Source organism: Streptomyces sp. NPDC090442, from assembly GCF_044769405.1.
GTDB lineage: Bacteria > Actinomycetota > Actinomycetes > Streptomycetales > Streptomycetaceae > Streptomyces.
Genome location: NZ_JBIVXW010000052.1, coordinates 46,815 through 67,995, shown reverse-complemented (window position 1 = coordinate 67,995; position 21,181 = coordinate 46,815). Strand labels below are relative to the sequence as shown.

Annotated in this window: 18 protein-coding genes; 17 read left to right on the top strand and 1 reads right to left on the bottom strand. The window is 69.4% G+C overall.

Annotated features, from left to right (window positions below):
• Positions 1-564 precede the first annotated feature (564 nt).
• The 16 genes from ACIQU6_RS30505 (at position 565) to ACIQU6_RS30430 (ending at position 18,833) form a co-directional block, all read left to right on the top strand.
• On the top strand, positions 565-2,196 hold the full coding sequence (locus tag ACIQU6_RS30505) for a phage tail sheath family protein (RefSeq protein ID WP_403484928.1): 1,632 nt from the start codon (positions 565-567) through the stop codon (positions 2,194-2,196).
• Between the two features lie 48 nt (positions 2,197-2,244).
• Entirely contained in the window at positions 2,245-2,694 is a 450-nt protein-coding gene (locus ACIQU6_RS30500) for a phage tail protein (protein ID WP_403484927.1), read from the top strand.
• Complete coding sequence (locus tag ACIQU6_RS30495; protein ID WP_403484926.1) at positions 2,691-3,167, top strand: hypothetical protein; 477 nt, start codon at positions 2,691-2,693, stop codon at positions 3,165-3,167. The genes ACIQU6_RS30500 and ACIQU6_RS30495 overlap by 4 nt, the downstream gene beginning before the upstream one ends.
• Positions 3,164-3,325, top strand: a complete 162-nt coding sequence (locus ACIQU6_RS30490; RefSeq protein ID WP_403484925.1) for a DUF6760 family protein — start codon at positions 3,164-3,166, stop codon at positions 3,323-3,325. Before ACIQU6_RS30495 ends, ACIQU6_RS30490 begins: the two co-directional genes overlap by 4 nt.
• 4,723 nt (positions 3,326-8,048) lie before the next feature.
• Positions 8,049-8,486 (top strand): phage tail protein, encoded by a 438-nt coding sequence (locus ACIQU6_RS30485; protein WP_403484924.1) that lies wholly within the window; start codon positions 8,049-8,051, stop codon positions 8,484-8,486.
• Between the two features lie 85 nt (positions 8,487-8,571).
• Entirely contained in the window at positions 8,572-9,267 is a 696-nt protein-coding gene (locus tag ACIQU6_RS30480) for a LysM peptidoglycan-binding domain-containing protein (protein ID WP_403484923.1), read from the top strand.
• 48 nt (positions 9,268-9,315) lie between these two features.
• Positions 9,316-11,115, top strand: coding sequence for a VgrG-related protein (locus tag ACIQU6_RS30475; RefSeq protein WP_403484922.1), 1,800 nt, complete (start codon positions 9,316-9,318; stop codon positions 11,113-11,115).
• A 45-nt stretch (positions 11,116-11,160) separates the two neighbouring features.
• Entirely contained in the window at positions 11,161-11,451 is a 291-nt protein-coding gene (locus tag ACIQU6_RS30470; protein ID WP_403484921.1) for a PAAR domain-containing protein, read from the top strand.
• 5 nt (positions 11,452-11,456) lie between these two features.
• Positions 11,457-11,927 carry a GPW/gp25 family protein gene (locus ACIQU6_RS30465; protein WP_403484930.1) on the top strand — a complete coding sequence of 157 codons (471 nt, stop codon included), beginning with the start codon at positions 11,457-11,459 and terminating at the stop codon, positions 11,925-11,927.
• Positions 11,914-13,869: a putative baseplate assembly protein gene (locus ACIQU6_RS30460; RefSeq protein ID WP_403484920.1), complete on the top strand. Its 1,956-nt coding sequence runs from the start codon at positions 11,914-11,916 to the stop codon at positions 13,867-13,869. Before ACIQU6_RS30465 ends, ACIQU6_RS30460 begins: the two co-directional genes overlap by 14 nt.
• 121 nt (positions 13,870-13,990) lie before the next feature.
• Entirely contained in the window at positions 13,991-14,566 is a 576-nt protein-coding gene (locus ACIQU6_RS30455; RefSeq protein ID WP_403484919.1) for a hypothetical protein, read from the top strand.
• Positions 14,566-15,759: an NADase-type glycan-binding domain-containing protein gene (locus ACIQU6_RS30450; RefSeq protein ID WP_403484918.1), complete on the top strand. Its 1,194-nt coding sequence runs from the start codon at positions 14,566-14,568 to the stop codon at positions 15,757-15,759. The genes ACIQU6_RS30455 and ACIQU6_RS30450 overlap by 1 nt, the downstream gene beginning before the upstream one ends.
• A complete protein-coding gene (locus tag ACIQU6_RS30445; RefSeq protein ID WP_403484917.1) occupies positions 15,756-17,087 on the top strand; it encodes a hypothetical protein in 1,332 nt (443 codons plus the stop codon). The genes ACIQU6_RS30450 and ACIQU6_RS30445 overlap by 4 nt, the downstream gene beginning before the upstream one ends.
• A 46-nt stretch (positions 17,088-17,133) precedes the next feature.
• On the top strand, positions 17,134-17,796 hold the full coding sequence (locus tag ACIQU6_RS30440; RefSeq protein WP_403484916.1) for a DUF4255 domain-containing protein: 663 nt from the start codon (positions 17,134-17,136) through the stop codon (positions 17,794-17,796).
• 471 nt (positions 17,797-18,267) lie between these two features.
• Positions 18,268-18,630 (top strand): hypothetical protein, encoded by a 363-nt coding sequence (locus ACIQU6_RS30435; protein WP_403484915.1) that lies wholly within the window; start codon positions 18,268-18,270, stop codon positions 18,628-18,630.
• A 53-nt stretch (positions 18,631-18,683) separates the two neighbouring features.
• Complete coding sequence (locus ACIQU6_RS30430; protein ID WP_403484914.1) at positions 18,684-18,833, top strand: hypothetical protein; 150 nt, start codon at positions 18,684-18,686, stop codon at positions 18,831-18,833.
• 125 nt (positions 18,834-18,958) lie between these two features.
• Here ACIQU6_RS30430 and ACIQU6_RS30425 read toward each other — a convergent pair whose 3' ends face one another.
• Positions 18,959-19,708, bottom strand: a complete 750-nt coding sequence (locus ACIQU6_RS30425) for a helix-turn-helix domain-containing protein (RefSeq protein ID WP_403484913.1) — start codon at positions 19,706-19,708, stop codon at positions 18,959-18,961.
• Between the two features lie 371 nt (positions 19,709-20,079).
• Between ACIQU6_RS30425 and ACIQU6_RS30420 the strand changes: the two genes are divergently transcribed.
• Positions 20,080-21,102, top strand: coding sequence for a hypothetical protein (locus tag ACIQU6_RS30420; protein ID WP_403484912.1), 1,023 nt, complete (start codon positions 20,080-20,082; stop codon positions 21,100-21,102).
• Positions 21,103-21,181: the final 79 nt, after the last annotated feature.

Below are 21,181 nucleotides of genomic sequence, written 5' to 3'. Positions count from 1 at the left end.
CCGGATCTCCTGATCCCGACCGATCACCGGATCCAACTTGCCCTCACGCGCCGCCGCGGTGAAATCCGTACCGAACTTCTCCAACGCCTTGTAGGCGCCCTCCGGATCGGGGGTGACCATCGCCGTCCTCCTCAAGCTCCATTACCGGTGCGCGCTCGCGCGTACACCAGCCATTCTCCGATCCGGCCGCCACCCGCACCGAAGCAGAAAGTCGACTGATTCCACCCTTAGTTGACCCTGCAAAATTCAACCATCTGCCGCATCGCGCGCTTTCTTGTCGGCCAAAAGTGGATCGGCCGCGGACCACGGATGACAAACGACTTGGGATCTCTCGGGAACACCACATTCCATTGACACGGCGCTGACGCAGCGACGATGATCCATACCAGAATCCGCTGGTCAAGGCCGGCGCTGAGCCAGTCACACGGCAAGAGAAAATCACTCTCCACCGCTGGCGGATGACCCGCACTCCCCCTTTCCCTACGGAAAGTTCCGCAGGGCTCCAAGGAATGCGGGACGCGAAAACGATTCCCCATCGGGACAACTCACGAGAAGGAGCGCTGGATGGCTACCTATCTGTCTCCAGGTGTGTTCGTTGAAGAGACCGAAGGCGGCTCCCGGCCGGTGGAAGGCGTGGCCACCGCGGTCGCCGCGTTCGTCGGCTTCGCCGAACAGGGACCTCTCAACGAGCCCGTTCGCATCACCAACTGGAGCCAGTTCGCCAAGACTTTCGGTGACTTCCAGGAAGACTCCTATCTGGCGCACTCCGTCTACGGCTACTTCGCCAACGGCGGTGGCACCTGCTACGTCGTACGGGTCGGCGGCCAGTCCGCGGGCGGCGACGCCGTCGAGGGCTCCGCATCCGTGAGCGCCGCCCCCGCCCAAGTGCTCGGCGGATTCCGGGTGGCAGCCCTGCCGGCCGCCGCCGGACGCAACCTCTCGGTCGACGTGCAGCGCAAGCCGGCCGACCCCAAGACCAAGCGGACCGCGGGGACGACGAGCGGCGCCGACAAGGCGAAGGCAACGTCCAAGGACGGTGACGACAGCGCGCCGGAGGCCGCCGCCAGCGACCTCTTCACCTTCGCGGTCAAGGTCGACGGCGCGACCGCCGAGACCTTCGACGTCTCCGCCGACAAGGCATCGCCCGTCTACGTGGTGACCCAGGTCAAGGAACGCTCCAAGTTCGTGACCGTGGACGAGGCCAAGGCCACCGGCGCGGCGCTGGCACTGCCCGACTCCACCACCCTTGCGCTGCCCGCCGGAACCGCCGAGGCCCCGGCCGCCACCCAGGACGTGGTCGGCCGCTACGTCGGCAAGGTCAACGACCGCTCGGGGCTGTCGGGCCTGGAGGCCATCGACGACGTGACCATGGTCGTCGCCCCCGACCTGATGGCGGCGCACCAGCGCGGTGCGGTCAGCCGCGAGCAGGTCAAGGCCATCCAGCTAGCCATGATCAACCACTGCGAGAACATGGCCAACCGGATGGCCATCCTCGACCCGCTGCCGGACATGGGCCCGACCGAGGTGTACGAGTGGCGCCAGAACGAAGCGGGCTTCGACTCCAAGTACGCCGCCCTGTACTACCCGTGGATCCAGGTCGCCGACCCGGTCTCCGGCAAGGGCTTCCTGATACCGCCGTCCGGCCATGTCGCCGGCCTGTGGGCCCGGAACGACGAGGCCCGCGGCGTGCACAAGGCCCCCGCCAACGAGGTCGTGCGCGGCGCCCTCGACCTGGGCGTCCAGGTCACCAAGGGCGAGCAGGAGCAGCTCAACCCCGCGGGCGTCAACTGCATCCGCAGCTTCCCCGGGCGCGGCATCCGCGTGTGGGGCGCGCGCACCCTGTCCAGCGATCCGGCCTGGCGCTACCTGAACGTCCGACGCCTCTTCAACTACCTGGAGGAGTCGGTCTACCTGGGCTCGCAGTGGGTGGTCTTCGAGCCCAACGACGAGCGGCTGTGGGCCACGGTGCGTCGCAACATCACCGCGTTCCTCACCAACGAATGGCGCAGCGGTGCCCTCTTCGGCAGCACGCCGGAGGAGGCCTTCTACGTCAAGTGCGATGCGGAGACCAACCCGCCCGAGGTCATCGACGCGGGGCAGATCATCTGCGAGATCGGTGTGGCGCCGGTGAAGCCGGCCGAGTTCGTGGTGTTCCGCATCGCGCAGGACTCGGCGTCGGGTTCCGGCGGCGAGTAGTCCACCTCACGCCCAACCAATCCCTGACAGAAAGCGAGAGTAATTTCCATGCCCGCTGAGAACAACGGTCACATCTTCCGGACCGGCTCCTTCACGTTCCAGATGGACGGCGTCCAGCTCGAAACCCTCAAGCGGGTCTCGGGGTTGCAGATCCGGGTCGAGCCCGTCCTCGTGAAGACCACGAACGGCCAGGGCCAGATCAAGACGCAGAAGTACGCCGGCGCCCTGACTCCCCCGAGCATCACGCTCGTTCGGGGCATGGCGAAGAGCGACAAGCTCACCGCCTGGCTGAAGAACGCCGCGACGGACCCGGCCAACTGCGAGAAGGTGAACGCCAGCATCGTCTTCACCCCGGCCGACAAGGGCAGTGACAAGATCACCGTCAATCTGGTCGGCGCTTGGGTGAGTTCCTGGACGCCCGGCGACCTCGACGTCACTAACGAGAACCCGGTGGACGAGACGTTCATCCTTGAGTGCGACGAGGTCAAGATCTCGTGAGGCGCGGGCGCGTGGCTGAAGGGCCGCAGGCACCACCCCCGTCAGGACTCTCGGCCAACGCGCCCACGCCCGTGAGCGGGGGCGCAGGACCCGAGCGCAATCCTGCGCCCCTCCGCACGGAATTCCCTTTCACCCTGCCACGCGGCTACGTGGACAAGCAGGGAGTGGTCCACCGCGAGGGCACCATGCGCCTCTCGACGGCCCGCGACGAGCTCATCCCGCTCAGCGACATGCGGGTCCGCGAGAACCCGGCCTACCTGTCGGTGGTGTTGTTGGGTCGACTGATCACCCGACTCGGCACGCTGACGACCGTCGACGCGGACATCGTCGAGCAGTTCTTCGCAGTGGACCTCGCCTTCCTGCAGAAGTTCTACAGCAAGATCAACACCGATGGCACGTCGCTCGCGTCAACGGTGTGCCCCGAGTGCCGCCACGAGTTCGACGTGGACATGGGGAGCCGCCTGGGGGAATGAAAACGTACGCGGCCAAGGAACTGCGCTCCGAGATCGCGTACATCGCCTACCACTTCCACTGGCCACACGGCGAGTTGCTCGACCTCGACCACGTCGAGCGGCGCAGCTACATCAGCCAGATCGCCACCATCAACCAACGTCTTGCAGACGGGACTTGAGGACCATGCCGCACCGGATCTCCCGGTCGACCGACCGTGCTACGGGCGGGGCCCGAGCCACGGCCGCACCGGCCGACACCGGCGCGGTGCACACAGCCCAGGTGGCGCCCGATACCGCGGCGCAGCCGACACCCCCCGTGATGCTGCCTGAGCCGGTCCGCACAGTCATCGCAGGCGAGTTGGACACCATCACCGACGTCCGGCGGACAACCGAGCATCTGGTCGCCTGGCAGGACCACCGGATCGCCGGCGAGCTCACCACGCTGATCGACACCGATCCGCCAAGAGCGCTCCAGGCAGCGGCAGGGCTGTGGGACACGACGGCGCTCCGCACGCGCCATCCCGCCGCCGAACTGTACTGGCGGCCGCGGCGGGAGGAGGCGTCCCCGGAGGTCGGGAAGGACGCCGAGACCGTGGAGACCAGCACGGCTCCTGGCTCCGCGGCCGCCGCACGGCCCGCGGTCTCCGCAGGTAGCCGGGGGGCGTGGAGTTCCTCCCGCTACGACGCCGGTGAGGGCGACGCGTCGGCTACGCAGGCCGTCGCCTCCGCAGATCCGGCTTCCGTGGCGACCCCAGACTCCGCAGGCAGTCGACCGGAGCCGGGCGTGCGAGGCCGCCGCCGTCGGCTCCGGCTCGGTAGCAAGAGCCCTCTTCCATCCCGTCGTTCCGCAGGGCACGAGGACAACGCTCCGGCGACGCTTGGGGAAACCCCGATCACGGTCGACGAGCGCGGTGCACCACGAGAGGAGACGACAGGCGCCTCGGCCTTCGTCACCCCGTCTCAGGAGTTCCGCGTTCCGGACCGCCCTGCACGATCAGTCACGACAACACCGCTCACCAACAAGCCGGTTGAACGTCACGAGGAGGTAGACCCCGCCCCGTCTTCCCTTCCTTCGCCCTCGCCCTCCCCCACCGCCGGCACGGTGTGGACTCCGGGTACTCGGCAGCCGCTCGTGCGCTGGGTTCGGACCGCACTTGCCCCTCGGCTACGCAGGCATCGCAAGACCGAGCCGGCGCGACCTTCAGAGGGCGGGCAGTTGCCGTCCGCTCCGCAACCGGAACCGATATCGGAATCGACGGCAGTCGAACCCATCGCTGCTGTCGACGATCCAACGTGCGCCACCGCCGCCCCACCCGCGCCCGCGCCCGCGCCCGAACAGACACTGCCTCGATCCGTGTCGACAGCGGCACGGCCGCCCGGTTCCTCGGCAGACGACGCAGTTTCCATTCCGGCGCCGGTACAGACCGGAGAAGCGTCCCAGGCCCGTACCGAGGAGCGGGCGGCTGGAACGGCTGCCGCCAACCATGCGGCGGCGACCGACACCCCGGGTCCCACCGAGGCGTCCGCATCCGCGGCGCCGCGGCGAGCCACGACATCGGAGCGCCCTACGCCTCGGCCACCCCAGCAAGCCGAGTCCTTCACGGCTCTCAGCGCGCCCGCTTCGTCCATGGGTGAAGGGCACGCCGGGCCAGCGCATGCCTGGGACCAGCAAGTCACCACATCCACCGGCCCGGTAGCCGAACCCAACGCGGCGAGCAGTCAGCAGCCGCGGCCGACCGCACCGGGGGCGGTTTCACCTGACGCCGCTTCCGTGCGAGGTCATGCGGCGCCCCCTGCTCGGTTGGACACAGCCGAACGTCGCGACCAGGCACCGGAGCAGACGACGGGTGCGAGTGCGTCGAAGCCGGTGCGCGCCCAACCGCACCTTGCCCGCGCCGCCCGCCCCGCGGTTCCCGTTGGCGCCAGCAACGGCCAGGAGCAAGTTCCGGCAGTCAGCGAGGGCAGCCCTGCTGGTCCGCCGAGCACTACGGAATCAGCGGACAACCCTCGGGAGGCCCCGGCAGGCGCCCCCACGACCCCATATCCGCAGGGCTCCACGCCGCCGGTCTCCGTAACTCCCGTCCGCCCCAAGGGAGTTCCGGCAACCGGTGCAGTGGACGCGCACCCCACCTCCCCGGGTGCCCCGAGCGCGGCCACGTCGCAAGGCGTCGCCGAGCCGTGCAACACGACTCCTCCCACCCCCATACCCGCCGGTCAACACCCGGTGCACACCCCTGCCACGACAGTGGAATCTCGCGCAGCCGCGCCGCGACACGACGACCGGCAGCCCAGCACGTCGGCCAACGGTGCCGCACCGAAAGCCCCCAACGAGCAGGCCATCGACAGCCAGACCACAGACATGGGCGCCCCGTCACACGTCACGGCTACGACCGATCCGGCCCTTGGAGGGGCTAACCACTCCCCCGAGCAGGCATGGCATACGGCCGCCTCCGGCGAGGAGTCGTCAACCACTCTCGCGGTCGATCCCGCCCCAGCAGCAGGCCGGGACGTGCCTCTGCACACGGACCACCCCGCGCGCCCGACCCCGGAGCAGCTTCCCCTCACCCAGCTCTCCGGCCCGCGTGCCGGGGTGCCTCGTACGAAGCACCCCGGCACGCACATCTCCCGAAGCACGGGCCCTGACGAGACAACAGCACGTCTTCCGCAGGATGCCGCGGCGTCGCACGACCGCGGTCCCCAGCCAGCCAAGCAGGCGCAGGAGCACGCCGAGCAACATCCCAGCACACCTCAGCACCTGCCCACGGCCAACAACGCGTCGGTCACGGAACCGCCCCAGGCCGGCACGACCGAGCCGGTAATCGGCACCACTGAACTCATCAACGCCCGCCCCTCAGCCGCGGCCCAACCCACTCGGGCCGAGAACCCGAACACGGCCCCGACGCGTGCGGCTTCGGCCGCCGACGAGACCGCTATGCCCGGCCACCTGTCCAAGGCACCTCGGGACGGCCAGGCCGCGCCCCTGCAAACACAGGAGCTCGCGGACCACGCCACGCGACGTCTCCCACTCGCCAAGAAATCCCGACGACCTGACCGGCATTCACGGACGGCTCGCACCGCACAGGACACGGACTCCGTTCCCGACGGCCAACAGGACGACCCTGTCTCCACGGACAACACGACTGCCGCGCCCGAGCGCCATGGTGTTGCCGCCGCCCATGACGGTGCGTCCCAGGGACGTGCCCAAGCAGCCCCCGCTCAGACGGCGCAACCGTCCCAGGCTCGGCACATGCCGGACAGCCCGCAAACCGATCCTCAGCTCGCACCCCGAGGGCAGGACGACAGCACCGCGCTTCCCAGGACCGTCGTGCCTGCGGCACAGACACACCCGTCCTCAATCGATGCGCCGGTGGCCCCAGTTCCGGAGGCCGACCGAGGAGTGCATCCCCATCCAGGCGCCGACCATGTCCAGACGCTGGATTCCCCTCGGGCCACTGACATCCCACACCACGGAAACAGCGACGACGCCGAACCCGCCACGCCTACCCCCCAGCGCACCACGCCGGGAGCGCGGGCCCATATGGCAGCACCCCTCCACGTGCGTCACCCCGCACCATCCGACCCGGGGGGCATGCCGCTGGCCCCGTCGTCCGGTGCGCACGCCGGCCGAGCCGCACGAGGGCAGGAACCCGCCGACGCCCTTAGCACACCCGCCTTCGGCACTCACGCCGAGGGGCGTAACCCCTCCGCTTCCAGGCACCTTGAAGCCGGGCCATCCGTGTCCAGTCAGCCGCTCACCGTCCGGCACGCCGACTCCATCACCCACGCCCCTAGCGCACATGAGCGGACAGGGCCGGGCCATGGGCACGTACCCGAGGCCCATCAGGTCGGGCAAGACGTCCTCTCGGCCACCACCAAGGCTGCAGTCGACCCGCGTGCCACCGATGGCACAGCCGACACCACTCCGGATCAACGCCCTTCCGCAGGAAGCGAAGACGCCTCACCGCAGACCCGTTCGGCACAGTCAACGCAAGGAATTGCAGGGCAGCCCCGTGCGTCGAAGCCCCCGGCTGCCGTCGAGCCTGAACCCACAGACTCGGCGCACGCCGCGCGAGAGTCTCGCCCCACGGCGGCACCACACCAAGAGCCTGTGCCGCTGCGCTCAGTGACCTCGGTCAACGCGAACACGTGGGCTCCGCTGCCGCCGACAGTACGGAGGCAGCGGACCGGCCCAGTCACCGATGAGGCATCAACCGACCTGCCGCGCCGGGGCGATGCGACCCCGTCGAGCCCGCCTACGCCCTCGACACCGCGGCCGGAGGCACACGTACCTCCGGGTGACGCGCTCTCCGCTCCGACGCCCTCGCAGCCATCAGCTCCGTCCCCCCATCGCACGCCCTCAATCCCCACCGCCCCCAACCGCCGTACAGACACCAAGACCACCGCCTCCACCGCCCTCACCCCCGTCCAGTACGGCGGAGCCGCCCGGCTCTGGATGCCCGAGGCGCCGCCCTGCGCCTGGGCCTTGATGCCGTTCGCACCGCCCCAGCCCTGGGCCGTTCCCGGGAGCCGCAACAACCAGCAGCCGGCACGGGAACGGGAACGGGGACAGGGACAGGAACAGCAGCCGGACAACAGCCAGCGGGGTCCCCAGCAGAACCAGCAAAACCGGCAGAATCAAGGAGCAGCTACCGGTCACCCCGTCTTCCGGCGCATCGGTGCGCACGCGCCCGAGCCGCGCGGTCGGGCCACGGACCTCTCCTCGACGCCGGCTACCGAACCGACGGAGAGCGCGGGGGTCCCGACTGACCCAACGGCCCGGGCTGACTGGGGCATTCCCATCGGGATTCTCCAGGCGGAGGCCAAGGCACCGCACAAGGACACAGACCTCGAAGGCCGCTGAGGCTCCCCTCGTAACCAACGGAAAGGAGGTCCAGGCGCATCATGGCCAAGGACCCGACGGCGATATCGGTGAACCGGTTCTCGCTCACGATCGACGGCAAGGACCTCGGGCTGTTCACGCGGTGCAGCGGGCTGGCCCTGTCGGTGGAGGTGGACGAGGTCATCGAGGGCGGTATCAACGAGTCCCCGGTGCACCTCAACACCCGTATCAGGTATGCGCCGTTGGTGGTGACCCGTCCGGTGGTCGCAGCCACCATGGACCTGTGTCAGTGGGTCCAGGAGTCGGTGCGCAGGCCGGACCGGCTGACCGGCCAGATCTCCTGCCTGGGTACCAACGGCGAGGAGGTGGCCAAGTGGGAGCTTCGGGACGTGGTGCCCGTGGCATGGCGGGGGCCGACGCTGGACGCCGGCAGTGCGGGCATCGCCACGGAGGAGATCGAGTTCGTCCACGGCGGCTTCTTCCGCCAGGGCGGCGCGTAGTCCGCCCCCGTCCCGGCAGGTGTCAGCGCACCTGCACCCACGTACAAGCGAGCAGCGCGAGCAAGAAGGACAAGAAGGAGGGGTCATGCCGGAGAAGAAGATGGTGAAGGCCACCCTGGAGATCTATGCGCCGCCGACCGGCGGGCAGGCGGGGCCGGGCGGGCTGACCGACCAGATCGAGTTCCAGTTCAACCCGGCAGAACTCTCGTTGGTCAAGGAGGTGTCCTGGGCGCGGCACAACGCCCGGTTGGCGCAGCACGCCTCGGTACCGGAGTTCACCGGCAGTCGGCCGCGGGTGCTCGCCATGTCCGTGGTGCTCGACGACAAGGACACCAAGGGCAAGTCGGTGGACGCCCGGGTCGGCACGCTGTTGGGCTGTTGCACGCCCACCGAGGGCAGCCGCTTCGACGACCGCCCCTCGCCTCCTTGGGTCAAGTTCCGCTGGGGCGGCTTCGAGTCGGTGTCCTTCGTCGCGTTCCTCAGTGGGGTCAAGGCGACGTACACCCGCTTCTCCGCGGATGGTGAACCGCTGCGCGCGGTGTGTGAGATCACCCTGGAGGAGATCGGTATGACGACGGCGGGGCAGAACCCGACGTCTGGTTCGCCCTCGTCACGGCGGTCGCATGTCGTCGTTCGGGGCGACTCGCTGCCGTCCGTCGCCTTCGCCAGCACCGGGTCGACGCAGTACCGCGCGATCGCCGAGCTCAACGGCATCGCCGACGTGTCGAAGATCGAGCCCGGTCAGGTCCTGTTGCTACCAGGCGCCGCCGACAACCACTGACCGTCGAACGACCGGCTGTCTGGCCAACCGAGAGGACTGCGCACGAACATGACTGGACGCCATACGGCAGGACTGGGCATCTGGATCAACGGCCGACGCCTGCCGCCCGCCTGTGACACCGCCCTTGCCTGGGCGCGCGTGGAGGAGAACGGCCGGGCCTCGGCATCGGCCGAACTCGGTTTCCGGGGCCCGCAGGGGACCGCGCTCCTGGCCGGGGGCGACATCGACCTGGGCAGCGCGGTGCGGCTGACCGCCTTCGCCGCGGATGGCGGGCACGCACTCTTCGAGGGCGAGGTGACCGACTGTGAGACCCGCGCGTCGGCGGAGGCCGGGACGGCGGGCGGCGGGGTGTTCACCGTGGTGCGCGCCGAGGATCGCGCGCACCGGTTGCGGCGTGGCACGCGTGTCCTGGCCTATCACCAGATGTCGGCCGGGGAGATCGTCGAGCAGGTGGCGAAGCTGACGGGGGTGCCCACCGGGACCGTCGACCGCACCGGGCCGAAGTACCCGTTCCTTACCCAACCGGCCATGTCCGACTGGGACTTCCTGGCCCACCTCGCCCGGGAGAACGGGTGTGAGCTGTTCTTCCGGGAGGGCAAGCTGCACTTCACCCGGCCGACGCGGGCCTCGGACGGGCCGGCGAAGGGCACCCCGTCCCGGCAGAGCCCCTACGCGTTGGAATTCGGCGAGAACCTGGTGAAGGTCTCGTCCGCGGCGTCCCTGCATGAGCAGGTGACCGAGGTGGCGGTGCGTGCCTGGGACCCCGAGCGCAAGGAGCCCTTCACCGCGCGACGGAAGCCGGACGGGTCGCCGCGGCGGGATGTGGCGTGGCGGGCAGAGCCGGGTGCGGTACGCGGGGAACCGCTGTTGCTGGCGAGGTTGCCGCGCGGCACCCAGCACGAGGCCGAGCAGGTCGCGGAGGTCATGGCGCAGGAGGTGGCCGCGGGGCTGACCCGGCTGCGGGCGGTCGTCCGGGGTGAGCCGCGGCTGCGGCTGGGGTCCGCGGTGGCTCTCAAAGGGTTGGGCCCACGGTTCCAGGGACGCTACACCGTGACCGGTGTCTGCCATGAATACCATCCGGAGGCAGGCTATTTGACGTCCGTCACGGTCGACGAGAGGGCGGATCGGATCCGCGTCGGTCGCCCTGGGGACAGTGAGGCGGGGCTGCGCCGCTTCCACGGGCTGCACCCGGGCAAGGTCGTCGACATCAAGGACGAGCAGAAGCGGGGCCGGGTCAAGGTGCAACTGCCGTGGCTGGACCCGGAGTACCAGAGCGACTGGGCGCGCACGGTGCAGCTCGGCGGCAGCGGCGGCCACGGTGTCGTGCTGCCGGAGGTGGGCGAGGAGGTGCTGGTCGGCTTCGAGGACGGCTGCCTGGACCGGCCGTACGTGGTGGGCGGGCTCTACAACGGCGTGGACCAACTCGCCTCGCACCAGCTCGACTTGGTCGACAAGAGCAAGGGCAAGGCCAATCGGCGGTCGTTCGCCTCGAAGGAGGGGCACCGCCTGGAGCTGCTGGACGCGGGCAGTCCGGGCATGGGGGCCACCCTGGTCACCGGTGACGGCAAGCTGCGGCTCCAGTTGGACCAGCACAACACGCTGATCTCGGTGCACAGCGACGGCAGCGTGGAGATCTCCGCGAAGCACGGCATCACCGTGGACGCGGGCCAGGCGCCGCTCGAACTGAAGGGCCAGAAGGTCAAGGTCAGCGCCCAGCAGGGCCTGGAGCTCTCCGGGACCAAGGTCGAACTCTCCGGCACCGAAGTCCAGTTGAGCGCCGCCGCGAAGATGAAGGTCTCCGGCGGCGCCCTCGCCGAGATCTCGGCCGCCCTCGTCAAGATCAACTGACCTTTTCCCAGGGGGTGTTGACCCCGTAGAGAGGAGTGCACGAGCATGCCTGCTGCTGCACGCATAGGTGACCCGACCACGCACGGCGCCGCGGCCGGAGTGGTGACGGGGCCGCCGATGGCGGCCAACGTCCTGATAGGCGGCCAACCGGCGGCCGTGACCGGTTCGTTGGCCACCTGCCTGGGACCCGTCCACATCCCGCCGATTCCACCGGTGCCGGTCGTCGCCGTGCGCAAGGTACTGATCGGCGGCATGCCGGCCGCGGCGATGGGCGACACCCTCGGCTGCGGCGGCATGATCATGGCCGGCTGTCCGACCGTCATGATCGGCAGTTGAGCGCCGTGTCCGACTTCTTCATCGGCCGGGGCTGGGCCTTCCCCCTGGGAGTCAGCCCATCCGGCGGGGTGGCGATGGCCGAGGGCTCCACCGACGTGGAACAGGCGATCCGGCTCATCCTGGGCACCGAACCGGGCGAGCGGCCCATGCGGCCGGAGTTCGGCTGCGCCATCCGCGACCGGGTCTTCGGCTCCTTCGACGCAGCCACCAGCGGCGCCATCGCGCACGAGGTACGGCGCGCCCTGGAGCGCTGGGAGCCGCGGATCGCGGTGGAGGAGGTGCACGTGGTGCAGGCCGCCGAGCACCAGGAGGTCCTGGACATCCACGTCGTCTACCGGCTGGCCGGCACCAACAGCCGCCGCAACCTGGTCCATCCGTTCTACGTGATCCCCGCCCACGACGGCGCGGGGGCGCACCTCGATCAGCAACACGACGCCTCGCGGACGTCGAGGAGGGAAGACGATGTCGCTGCCTAGCCCCCACCTGGACGACCGCAGGTTCCAGGACCTCGTCGACGACGCCAAACGGTTCATCCAGCGCCGTTGCCCGGAGTGGACCGATCACAACGTCTCCGACCCCGGTGTGGCACTCATCGAGGCGTTCGCGCAGATGGTCGACCAGCTGTCGTACCGACTCAACCGGGTCCCCGAGAAGGTCCACCTGGAGTTCCTGGATCTTCTGGGTGTCCAGCTGACGGCTCCTCAAGCCGCCCGTACCGAGCTGACGTTCCGCCTCTCGGCACCTCAGGAGGCGGACATCCGCGTACCGGTGGGGACCGAGGTGGCCACGCCGCGCACGGGTAGCGCGCCCGCCCATGTCTTCACCGTCGACCGGGAGTTGCAGATCGCCTCGACCGCGCTGCGACAGATCGGCACCGCGTCGGCCGCGCAACCACCCGAGCTGGTCACCGAACGCTTCCTGGCAGGAGAGCCGGTGGCCTGTTTCGCACAACCACCGGCGCCGGGTGACACCCTGCTGGTCGGCCTGTCGCAGGCGGCCCCGCGCTGCACGGTGGCGCTGCGGGTGGACTGCCGACTGGACGGGGTGGGTGTCGACCCACGCCGCCCGCCGCGGGTCTGGGAGGCGTGGTGCGGAGAGGGTTGGGTGGCCTGTGAGGTCGAGAGCGACGAGACGGGGGGCCTGAACCGGCCCGGCGAGATCGTGCTGCACCTGCCCGAGGGGCACACCGCCTCGCTCATCGGGCGGCGCCGCGCGGGCTGGCTGCGATGCCGGGTCACCGAGGCCGGGCCCGGCCGCCCTGCGTACTCCGCCTCCCCCACCGTGGGCACCCTGGAGGCGTACACCCTCGGCGGAACCACCGACGCGGTGGAGGGCGAGACCGTGCCGCGCGACGAACTCGGCGTCTCGGACGGCACTCCGGGGCAGTCCTTCACCCTCCACCGCACCCCGGTGGCCGCCGGGTCGCTGCGCACGGTGTCGGTGGAGACCAAGAGCGGCCGACAGGCATGGCAGGCGGTCCCCTCGTTCGCCGACTCCTCCCCGACCGACCGTCATGTGACGGTGGACGAGGTGAGCGGCACCGTGCGGTTCGGCCCGTCCGTGCGGCAGCCGCACGGCGAGATGCGCCAGTACGGTGCGGTGCCGGAGATCGGTGCCCGGATCACGGCGGGTTCCTACCGGCGCGGCGGCGGCCGAGCCGGCAATGTGGCCGCCGGCACGCTCACCGTGCTGCGCACCCCGGTCGCGCTGGTCTCCCGGGTCGCGAACCGCGGCCCCGCCACCGGCGGAGTGGACGCCGAGTCACTGGAGAACGTCCGGCGGCGGGCCGGACACTCGTTGCGCACGCAGGACCGTGCCGTGACCGCCCGCGACTACGAGTCGATCGCGGCGGCGGCCTGCCGGGAGGCGGGCCGGATCGAGTGCGTCGCCGAGCCGGCCGGCTCCGAACGCGCCGGGCTGGTACGGGTTTTGATCGTTCCTCAGGTCGGGGACGTGCGGGACGAGGACAGTTGGCGCGAGCTGGTGCCCTCCGAGGCGCTGTTGGCCGGTGCCGCCCGTGCCGTGGAAGCGGCCCGCCCGCTGGGGGTGTCGGTGTCCGTCAGCGGCCCCGCCTACCAGGGCGTGACGGTCGTCGCCGAAGTGGAGACGGTCAAGGGCGCGGACCGCCAGGAGGTCCGCGAGCGCGTACTGCGCGCGCTGTACGAGTGCCTGAGCCCGCTGCCGTCCGCACACGACGGCGAGCGCCGCTCGGGCTGGCCACTCGGGCGGGCGCTGCGACTGAGCGATCTGTACGCGGTCAGCGCGCGCTGCGAAGGTGTGGAGTCGGTGGCGAAGCTGGAGATGTATCCGGCCGACCTCGGCACGGGCGAGCGCCAGGCACCCACCGAGCGGATCGAGATCGGTCCGGCGACGCTGTTCCTCTCCTTCCGCCACCAAGTCGCCGTGAAGAACCGCTAGATGGCCGCAAGCCCACACCGAAAGAGAACGGGAAGACCCGAAGAGAACAATGGAAAGACTGCCGTCACCACCCCCCGCACCGTCGGCGCCGGCCGCTTCCGCACCTCCCCTGCCGCCGCTCGTGCCCGGAAGCCGGTCGCTCCGGGCGATCCTGCCCGAGAGTTACCGGCAGGGGGACTTCGCCGACCGGTTCATCGCCGGCTTCGACGACGCCCTGGCCCCGCTGATCACCGCACTCGACTGCCTGGACGCCTACTTCAACCCGCACACCGCACCCGATGACTTCGTCGCCTGGATGCTGGGGTGGACCAACACCTCACTGCCCGCCTGCGTGGGGACCATCGGCCGACGCAACGCGCTGCTCCTCGGCCACCGACTGCACGGCCTGCGCGGCACCCGGACCGGGCTCGAACTCCTCGTCCGGCACGTACTGGGCGGGCGGTTGGAGCTCACCGAATCCGGCGGTACGCACTACTCGGCCGGGCCCGAAGACCCCTCCGTACCGGCTCCGACAGGGAGTTGGGTCCGCGTGCGGGTACTGCTCCCCTACGGCACGGCGGCGGACCGCCCCTGGGTGGTGGACGACGTGGCGGAACTCGTACGGGAATGGATCCCCGCCCATGTCACGGCCGAGGTCGCCGTGGCGGACGACGCGGACCCGCTGAGTGCACCGCACGCACCGGAAGGTGGCCACTGATGGGCTCGGCCTCGTCCGGCCACCGCGGCTGGCACCAGCCCGACGAGCAGGACATGTGCGGGAGTTGCGGGGTGGTGGCCTACCCGGGCGAGATGTTCTGCGTCTCGTGCGGCGCGTATCTGGGGTGGGACAGCACCGGCCGGAACCGGACGGTATCGTCGGAGCCCGCTCCGGCTCCCGAGCCCGACCCGCTCTTCGCGCAACCGGCATCGACGCCCGCACCGCCGACGGCACGGCCCCAGCCGTGGAGCGGCCCCCCGGAGCCCGCCCCGCCCACCGACCCCAGCGTGCTGGAGCCGTACCCGGCCGCCGCGCCCTGGTCGGACTACCCCGCATACGCCGCGCCGACGCCCGAGCCCACCGCCGCCTACCCCCGGGTCATCACCGGCGAACTCGTCCTGCGCACCGCACCGTACGAGGACGCCCACGCAGCCGCGGACGCACCACCCCTCGACCTGTCACACCTCCTGCTGTGCCCCGAGTGCCGGGAGCCCAACGCGGAGTCCCGGACCTACTGCCATCCCTGCGGCGCCCTGCTGCGCCCGGAGCCCGAGCCACCGGTACCCACCCGCTGGGAACGGCTGCGCCAGGAGTACGTGGAACGGCCCAACGTGTGGCACTGGGACCGCCGTTGGAACGTCCTGCTCGCCGCACTGCCGGTGTGCCTGCTCGCCGGGGTCTCGATGGGCAGCGTCGCCGCCGCCGCGGAGCGCGCGGTCCCACTGGTCAAGGACCGTTTCCTGGACCAGCACGTGGTCGCACCGGAGTCCGTCTCCGCCTCCAGCTCCGCCAAGGGCTTCGAACCCGACCTGGCCTCCGACGGCATCGACAACAAAGCCTGGGCGCCGCAGGGCAGCGGCGAGGACGCGGTCGGCGAATACTGGACGGCCACGTTCCAGGCGCCGTTCCGCCTGACCTCCCTCATCATCATCAACGGTACGTCGAAAACACCCGGTCAGTTCTTCGAGGCCGGCCGACCGACCAAGATCACCGTGACCGCGACCACCACCGACCAGGGCGTTGTGGAGAAGGCCATCAATCTCGGTGACCAACCAGGACCACAGCGCTTCGACCTGGGCATCGACGGTGTGACCGCGCTGGAGGTGCGGATCACGGCGGTCAACCCCGGGCTCAAGCCACGCATGCCCGTCGCCATGGCCGAGATCCAGTTCTTCACCCGGCAGGCATCATGAGCGTGCGGGCAGAACTGATCGCCCCCGAGGACGTGATCAGTCCCGGCAGCTCGCTCACCGTCCATCTACGCGTGTGGAACGAGAGCCGGATCGTGGACGCCTACCGACTACGGCTGCTCGGACCGCCCGCCGACTGGCCGGACACCGAGACGGACCTCGGCCGGGTCCCGGTCTACCCGGGCAACCACGAGAAGATCAACATCCCCCTCACCCTGCCCCTGGACAGCGAACTCGCCCCCGGCCCCCTGACGTTCGCCGTACATGTCGCCTCGGTCGAGGACCCCCATGCGGTAGCCGTACCCGAAGCGGTCGTCTCCGTCGGCGAGTTCCACGACATCGAGCCACAGTTGGCACGCTCCCGGGTGTTCGGAGCGCTGTGGAGCAGCAACCTGGTCGTCCTGGAGAACACCGGCAACGCCACGACCGCAGTACGCCTGCGGGTGGCGGCCGAGGACGAAAAGGCCCCGCTGCGCCCCAAGTTGCGGCGCAGCCGACTGACGCTGAAGCCGGGCGAACGGGCCCGCGTCAGCCTCGGAGTGCGGGTGGTCAGCCCGACGTTCACCGGCACCACCACCCCTTGGGAAATCGGGGTCCGCGTCGGCTGGGAACAGGGACAGGAATGCACCGTCTCCTACGTCCACCGACAGCGCCCGTTCCTGCCGAAACCGGCCCTCAAGACACTGATCGTGCTCGGCACCGTCGCGATCGCGTTCGCGGCGGTGTGGATCTCCCCGCTCGGCGGCAAGAAGCCCGGCGCCCAAACAGAGTCCGCCAAGGGTCCCCCACAGGTGGAGGCCGTGCGGGAGGCCGAGAAGAAGGAAGCCGAGAAGGAGAAGAAGAAACAGCAGCAGGAGAAGGACGCGGAGGAGAAGGCGGAGCAGGAGAAGGACGCGGCGGGTGCGCTGAAGAAGAAGCCGTTCCAAACCTCGTTGACCGCCGACACCAGGAAGAACAAGCCGGCCGCCGCCTACAAGGTGGACAAGGGCTACCGACTGGAGATCAAGACCGTCCAGCTGTCGGCGTCAGGACCCGAGGGCGCAACGGTCTTCCTCGCGGCCGGGGCGCAGCAGTTGCTGACCACCGGCATCAACAACATCAAGGACTACACCCCGCCGGCCCCGCTGTCGCTCAAGGAGAACGAGAACCTCACCCTGCGGGTCGACTGCACGGCGACGCCCCCGACCGGCGGCCCCGCCCTCACCCCCTCCACCGGCCCCACCCCCTCCACGCCGCCCCCGCCGGCAACCGGGTGCATCGCCACCGCGGTGGTCGTCGGCCAACTGATCCCGCTCAAGGGGCCGAACGCCGAGCCGGACAAGTCCGCATGACCGGCCCCCTCCACCCCTCCCCCACCGCCCGCACAGGAGCAGGCCAGTGAGCATCGTCCAGAAGGTAGACGACACCCTCGAAAGGGAGTTGCGACAAGGCCCCCTGCACGGGGTCAACGCCCAGGTCGTCTTCGACACACCGAACTCCGACTGGGCCGCCCGCCGTTCCGGCCTGTGCGTCAACCTCTTCCTGCACAGCGTCGAGGAGGACACGGCCCAACGGCAGTCCGGCGACACCAGCATCATCGATGAGCACGGCGTCGTGGTCGCCTACCACCGACCGCCCCGCCACTTCCGCCTCGGCTACGCACTCACCGTGTGGGGCCACAGCCCCCGGGACGAACACCGGCTGCTCGGCACCCTGTTGGAGTGGTGCGTGGCCACGGAACACCTGACGCCGTACCCCGAACCGTCGAAGGGCAACACCCTGGCCCTGAAGCTCCGCGAGACGCCCGAGGGGTCCGAGCCCCCGGCCGCGAAGCTCTGGTCGGGCCTGGGCACCCCGGCCCGCCCCGTCCTCGACCTCCTGGTGACGGTCCCGGTCACCCGCCCCGCCACACCGGTGGAGGCCGAGCCGGTCCGCGACCTGACCCTACGAGCCGCCCACCTGACTCCACCGCGGTCCCCCGACGGCCAACCCAACAGCTCGCCCCGAGGCCGCACCCGTGGCACCTCCCGGCCGCGACGCAACGTCGAGGAGGTCGGCTGATACGCAGGACCACGCAGGACCGGACGGCCGTCCTGCCAGACGCGCCCCCACTCCGCGTCCCGCCCGCCGTCAGGCCCTGCCCTGCCGGACGCGGCAACTCCTCGCTGTCCGCCCGTCATTCAACCGTCAGATAGCCGGCTCCCTCGGCCTCGAACGCCTCGCCGGGCAGTCCGAGCCAATCCAATCTCTGCGATCCGCCCTGAACGCAATGCCAGCCAGCAAATTGAAGGCATCTCCATGCACGATTACGAGTCCAAGAAATCCACCGCACCGCACTGGCGGACACCAAAACCGAAAAACGACAAACAGGAACGCACCATGCATGCAGAGCGGGCGTTCCGTCAAGACAGATAGAACGAAAGCCTGGAGAAGTGGGCGCGACCGTTCATCACCCGCAACGAGCAGTTCCTCGGCACCGCCCTCACGGTCAGCTACCTCACAAGCGACCCCGCCTGGGAGGAGCGGTTGAGGATGGCGTGTGAAGCGCTCACGAAGGTGAAGGAGGCAGGCGCCGACCTTCCGTCACACCTCAACATCATCCTTTCCGGAGGAGAAGGCGAGGGAGCCATCGCCTTCGTCGGCAACCCCAGTCCGGACATGTTCCTCGGCGCACCATCTCGGTCCGCAACGCAGGAGATCAGGAAGGGCACCGAAGAGACCGTCAGAGGCGGGGTCTCCTCATCAGGAAACCTTCGCGGAATGCCGCACATAGTCACCACCAAGTCACAGGGCAAGAAGAAGGAAAGCGTCAGTACTCCCGGGACCAGTTCATCGCCACCGCGATCCACGAAATCGGGCACATCCTCCACGCGCGGCATTCCGACGACTTCCTGAAGTGCAAGTGCGGCGAGTCCCTGGACGACGTGTCAGGGGATCTCCAAGCGCAGGTGAGCTTCTACGCCATCCAGAAACCAAATCCCCTGGAGTTCGTCGCCGAGGTCTTCACCGGGCTCCTGTACGGGGAAGAGTTCTCCGACGCCGTGCTGGCGAAGTACCAGGAACTCGGAGGCCCCCCTGCAGGCATCCTGAAGAACTGACAGCACCAAGGCACACCGCGCACGAAGCCTTTTCGGCGCTGACACTCCAGGGTGAGGATGGCTGCGGTCACAAGCCCCGGGCTTCCCGGCTGCCTGGTCATCGCCTGGCCAAGTGAGGTCGCGTACTACTCCGTTGGCTTGTGGATCGTCGGCGAGTGCTCCTCGGCCCCGTCACCCACCATGTCATGCCAGTGCTTTTCGGCGGAGTGGATGAGGTCCTCTCCGAGGCGTTCGAGAAATCGGCCTGCCAGAGCCAGCCGGGCTCCGGCAGCGGTCCGGGCTCCGAAGACCTCGGCGCCGCGCAACGCGGTGGCGGCGAGCTGCTGGTTGGCGGCGGCACTGGCCAGGACGGTCCGCAAGCCCGCGTTGTCGTCGAGGAAATACCGGTGGCGGCGGCTCCGGTCGTCGCGGCCGCGGCGGATGAGACCCTGCCGTTCCAGCAGTTGAACCGCCTGCGAGATGGTCGCGGCGCTGACGTGCATGTGCTGTGCCATCTCCAAGGCAGTCCGGCTACCGGTCTCCGCGGAGAACAGGCAGGCCATCACGCGGGCGGCAGTGCTCGGGAGGCCGGTTTCGGCGAAGCCGGCTGTGAGGTCGGCGACGAACGCAGCCGTTGCGTCGGGGTCGGGGCCGAGGTGCTCGATGGTCTGCTGCACCGACGCGGGCGGCTGCGGCCTGCGTCGGGCTCGGTGCATGGTCGCGAGCTGCGCCAGTCCCGCCTGGTAACGGGCGGGTCCGCCGTTGCGCGCGACCTCGCGGCTCACCGTCGACGTGGGACGACCCAGGCTCCTGGCGATGTCGGCGTAATTCAGGCGCTGCGCCAACCCGGCGGCAATCTGCTGCCGTTCGGCTCTGGTCAGCCTGCGTCCTGGCATCGGGGGCGGTTCCTCTGATCGGGGCGTCTCGGCCACAGTGTGCACCGGGTGCCAACCGTTGCAACATCCCCTCGCTCGGCGTGCATTGACCCTCACTGTCATTGCAATCGCCAGTTGCACAGCTGACCAGCGCAAACAGCCCAGTTCAGAGGAGATCACCGTTGACCGGCCTTTCGACTCCTCCCTAACGTTCGGCTCCGATCGCCGAGCACAGGTGTGAGGCTCTCTCCCGAGAAGGAGCGAGCTGACAGCGCGGCCGAGACGACCGTCGAGCGGCCCACCGACGCACCCCGAGCCGTCCACACGATCCGCCCCACATCAGCGTCCGGTGAGACGCAGCAACAGATGTCGATCGACTGTCAGGAGCATCCATGCGAGCCAAAGGCATCACCTACGACACCGGCTTCACTCCGAGCGGAAAGAGTTCTCGGCCCGTCTTCGACGCCGACGCGGTACGACGCGAGATCCGCATGATCGCGAACGACCTGCATTGTGACGCCATACGGATCACCGGTGGCGACCCTGACCGGCTGGCCCTCGCAGCCCGGCACGCCACCGACGCCGGGCTGGAGGTCTGGTACTCCCCGTTCCCCTGCGAACTGTCCGCCGAGGAGTTGCTGCCCTACTTCGCCCACTGCGCCGATCGCGCCGAAGAGGTGGGAGCGGATGTCTTCGTCACCGGCTGCGAGTTGAGCCTGTTCGCCGCCGGCATCCTCCCCGGCAACGACAGCATCGCCAGAATCGAAGCCCTGATCAGCGGCACTCCCGACGAGACGACATCGGCGGCCCTCGCCGAGGTTCCTGCCCGGCTGAACTCCTTGCTGTCCGACATCGCGGCGACGGTCCGCTCACGGTTCCGCGGCAAGATCACCTACGCCTCCGGAACGTGGGAACAGATCGACTGGGCACCCTTCGACATCGTCAGTGCCGACGCCTACGGCGACGCCAGTGACGCCTTCCGCCAGGGCCTGCGCGAGTATGGCCGGCACGGCAAGCCGCTCGCGGCGACCGAATTCGGCAGCTGCACCTACCGAGGCGCCGCCGCCCGCGGAGGCAGCGGCTGGTGGGGCGTCGTCGACCACGATGCGGACCCGCCGCGCATCAACGGCGACTTCATCCGCGACGAAGACGAACAGGCTCGCTACCTGCGCCAGCAATTGGAGGTCTTCATCGAGGAAGGCGTGGACACCGCCTTCTGGTTCACCTTCGCCAGCTACACGTATCCGCACCACGAGGATCCGCGCTTCGACCTCGACATGGCCTCCTACGGAGTGTGCAAGGTCATGCCCGACGGCAGCCTGGCACCGAAGCGTTCCTTCCACGCCATGGCCGAGGTATACCAAACAGCAACGTCAGCGTTGTCTCTCCAACGTGAGGACGGCCTTGGCCATTGACGCCATGCGATGCGAGCTGCAGCGGGAGCAGCGGAAGATCACCTTGAGGCAACACGTCCGCCGCTCGCCCCGTTTACGT

What these genes read in the sequence shown, in the direction of transcription:
- ACIQU6_RS30435 (WP_403484915.1), top strand. Translation starts at nt 18,268, where the DNA reads ATGGCGTGTGAAGCGCTCACGAAGGTGAAGGAGGCAGGCGCCGACCTT.
- ACIQU6_RS30425 (WP_403484913.1), bottom strand. Translation starts at nt 19,708, where the DNA reads ATGCCAGGACGCAGGCTGACCAGAGCCGAACGGCAGCAGATTGCCGCC.
- ACIQU6_RS30480 (WP_403484923.1), top strand. Translation starts at nt 8,572, where the DNA reads ATGCCGGAGAAGAAGATGGTGAAGGCCACCCTGGAGATCTATGCGCCG.
- ACIQU6_RS30500 (WP_403484927.1), top strand. Translation starts at nt 2,245, where the DNA reads ATGCCCGCTGAGAACAACGGTCACATCTTCCGGACCGGCTCCTTCACG.
- ACIQU6_RS30445 (WP_403484917.1), top strand. Translation starts at nt 15,756, where the DNA reads ATGAGCGTGCGGGCAGAACTGATCGCCCCCGAGGACGTGATCAGTCCC.
- ACIQU6_RS30475 (WP_403484922.1), top strand. Translation starts at nt 9,316, where the DNA reads ATGACTGGACGCCATACGGCAGGACTGGGCATCTGGATCAACGGCCGA.
- ACIQU6_RS30505 (WP_403484928.1), top strand. Translation starts at nt 565, where the DNA reads ATGGCTACCTATCTGTCTCCAGGTGTGTTCGTTGAAGAGACCGAAGGC.
- ACIQU6_RS30485 (WP_403484924.1), top strand. Translation starts at nt 8,049, where the DNA reads ATGGCCAAGGACCCGACGGCGATATCGGTGAACCGGTTCTCGCTCACG.
- ACIQU6_RS30460 (WP_403484920.1), top strand. Translation starts at nt 11,914, where the DNA reads ATGTCGCTGCCTAGCCCCCACCTGGACGACCGCAGGTTCCAGGACCTC.
- ACIQU6_RS30490 (WP_403484925.1), top strand. Translation starts at nt 3,164, where the DNA reads ATGAAAACGTACGCGGCCAAGGAACTGCGCTCCGAGATCGCGTACATC.
- ACIQU6_RS30450 (WP_403484918.1), top strand. Translation starts at nt 14,566, where the DNA reads ATGGGCTCGGCCTCGTCCGGCCACCGCGGCTGGCACCAGCCCGACGAG.
- ACIQU6_RS30420 (WP_403484912.1), top strand. Translation starts at nt 20,080, where the DNA reads ATGCGAGCCAAAGGCATCACCTACGACACCGGCTTCACTCCGAGCGGA.
- ACIQU6_RS30470 (WP_403484921.1), top strand. Translation starts at nt 11,161, where the DNA reads ATGCCTGCTGCTGCACGCATAGGTGACCCGACCACGCACGGCGCCGCG.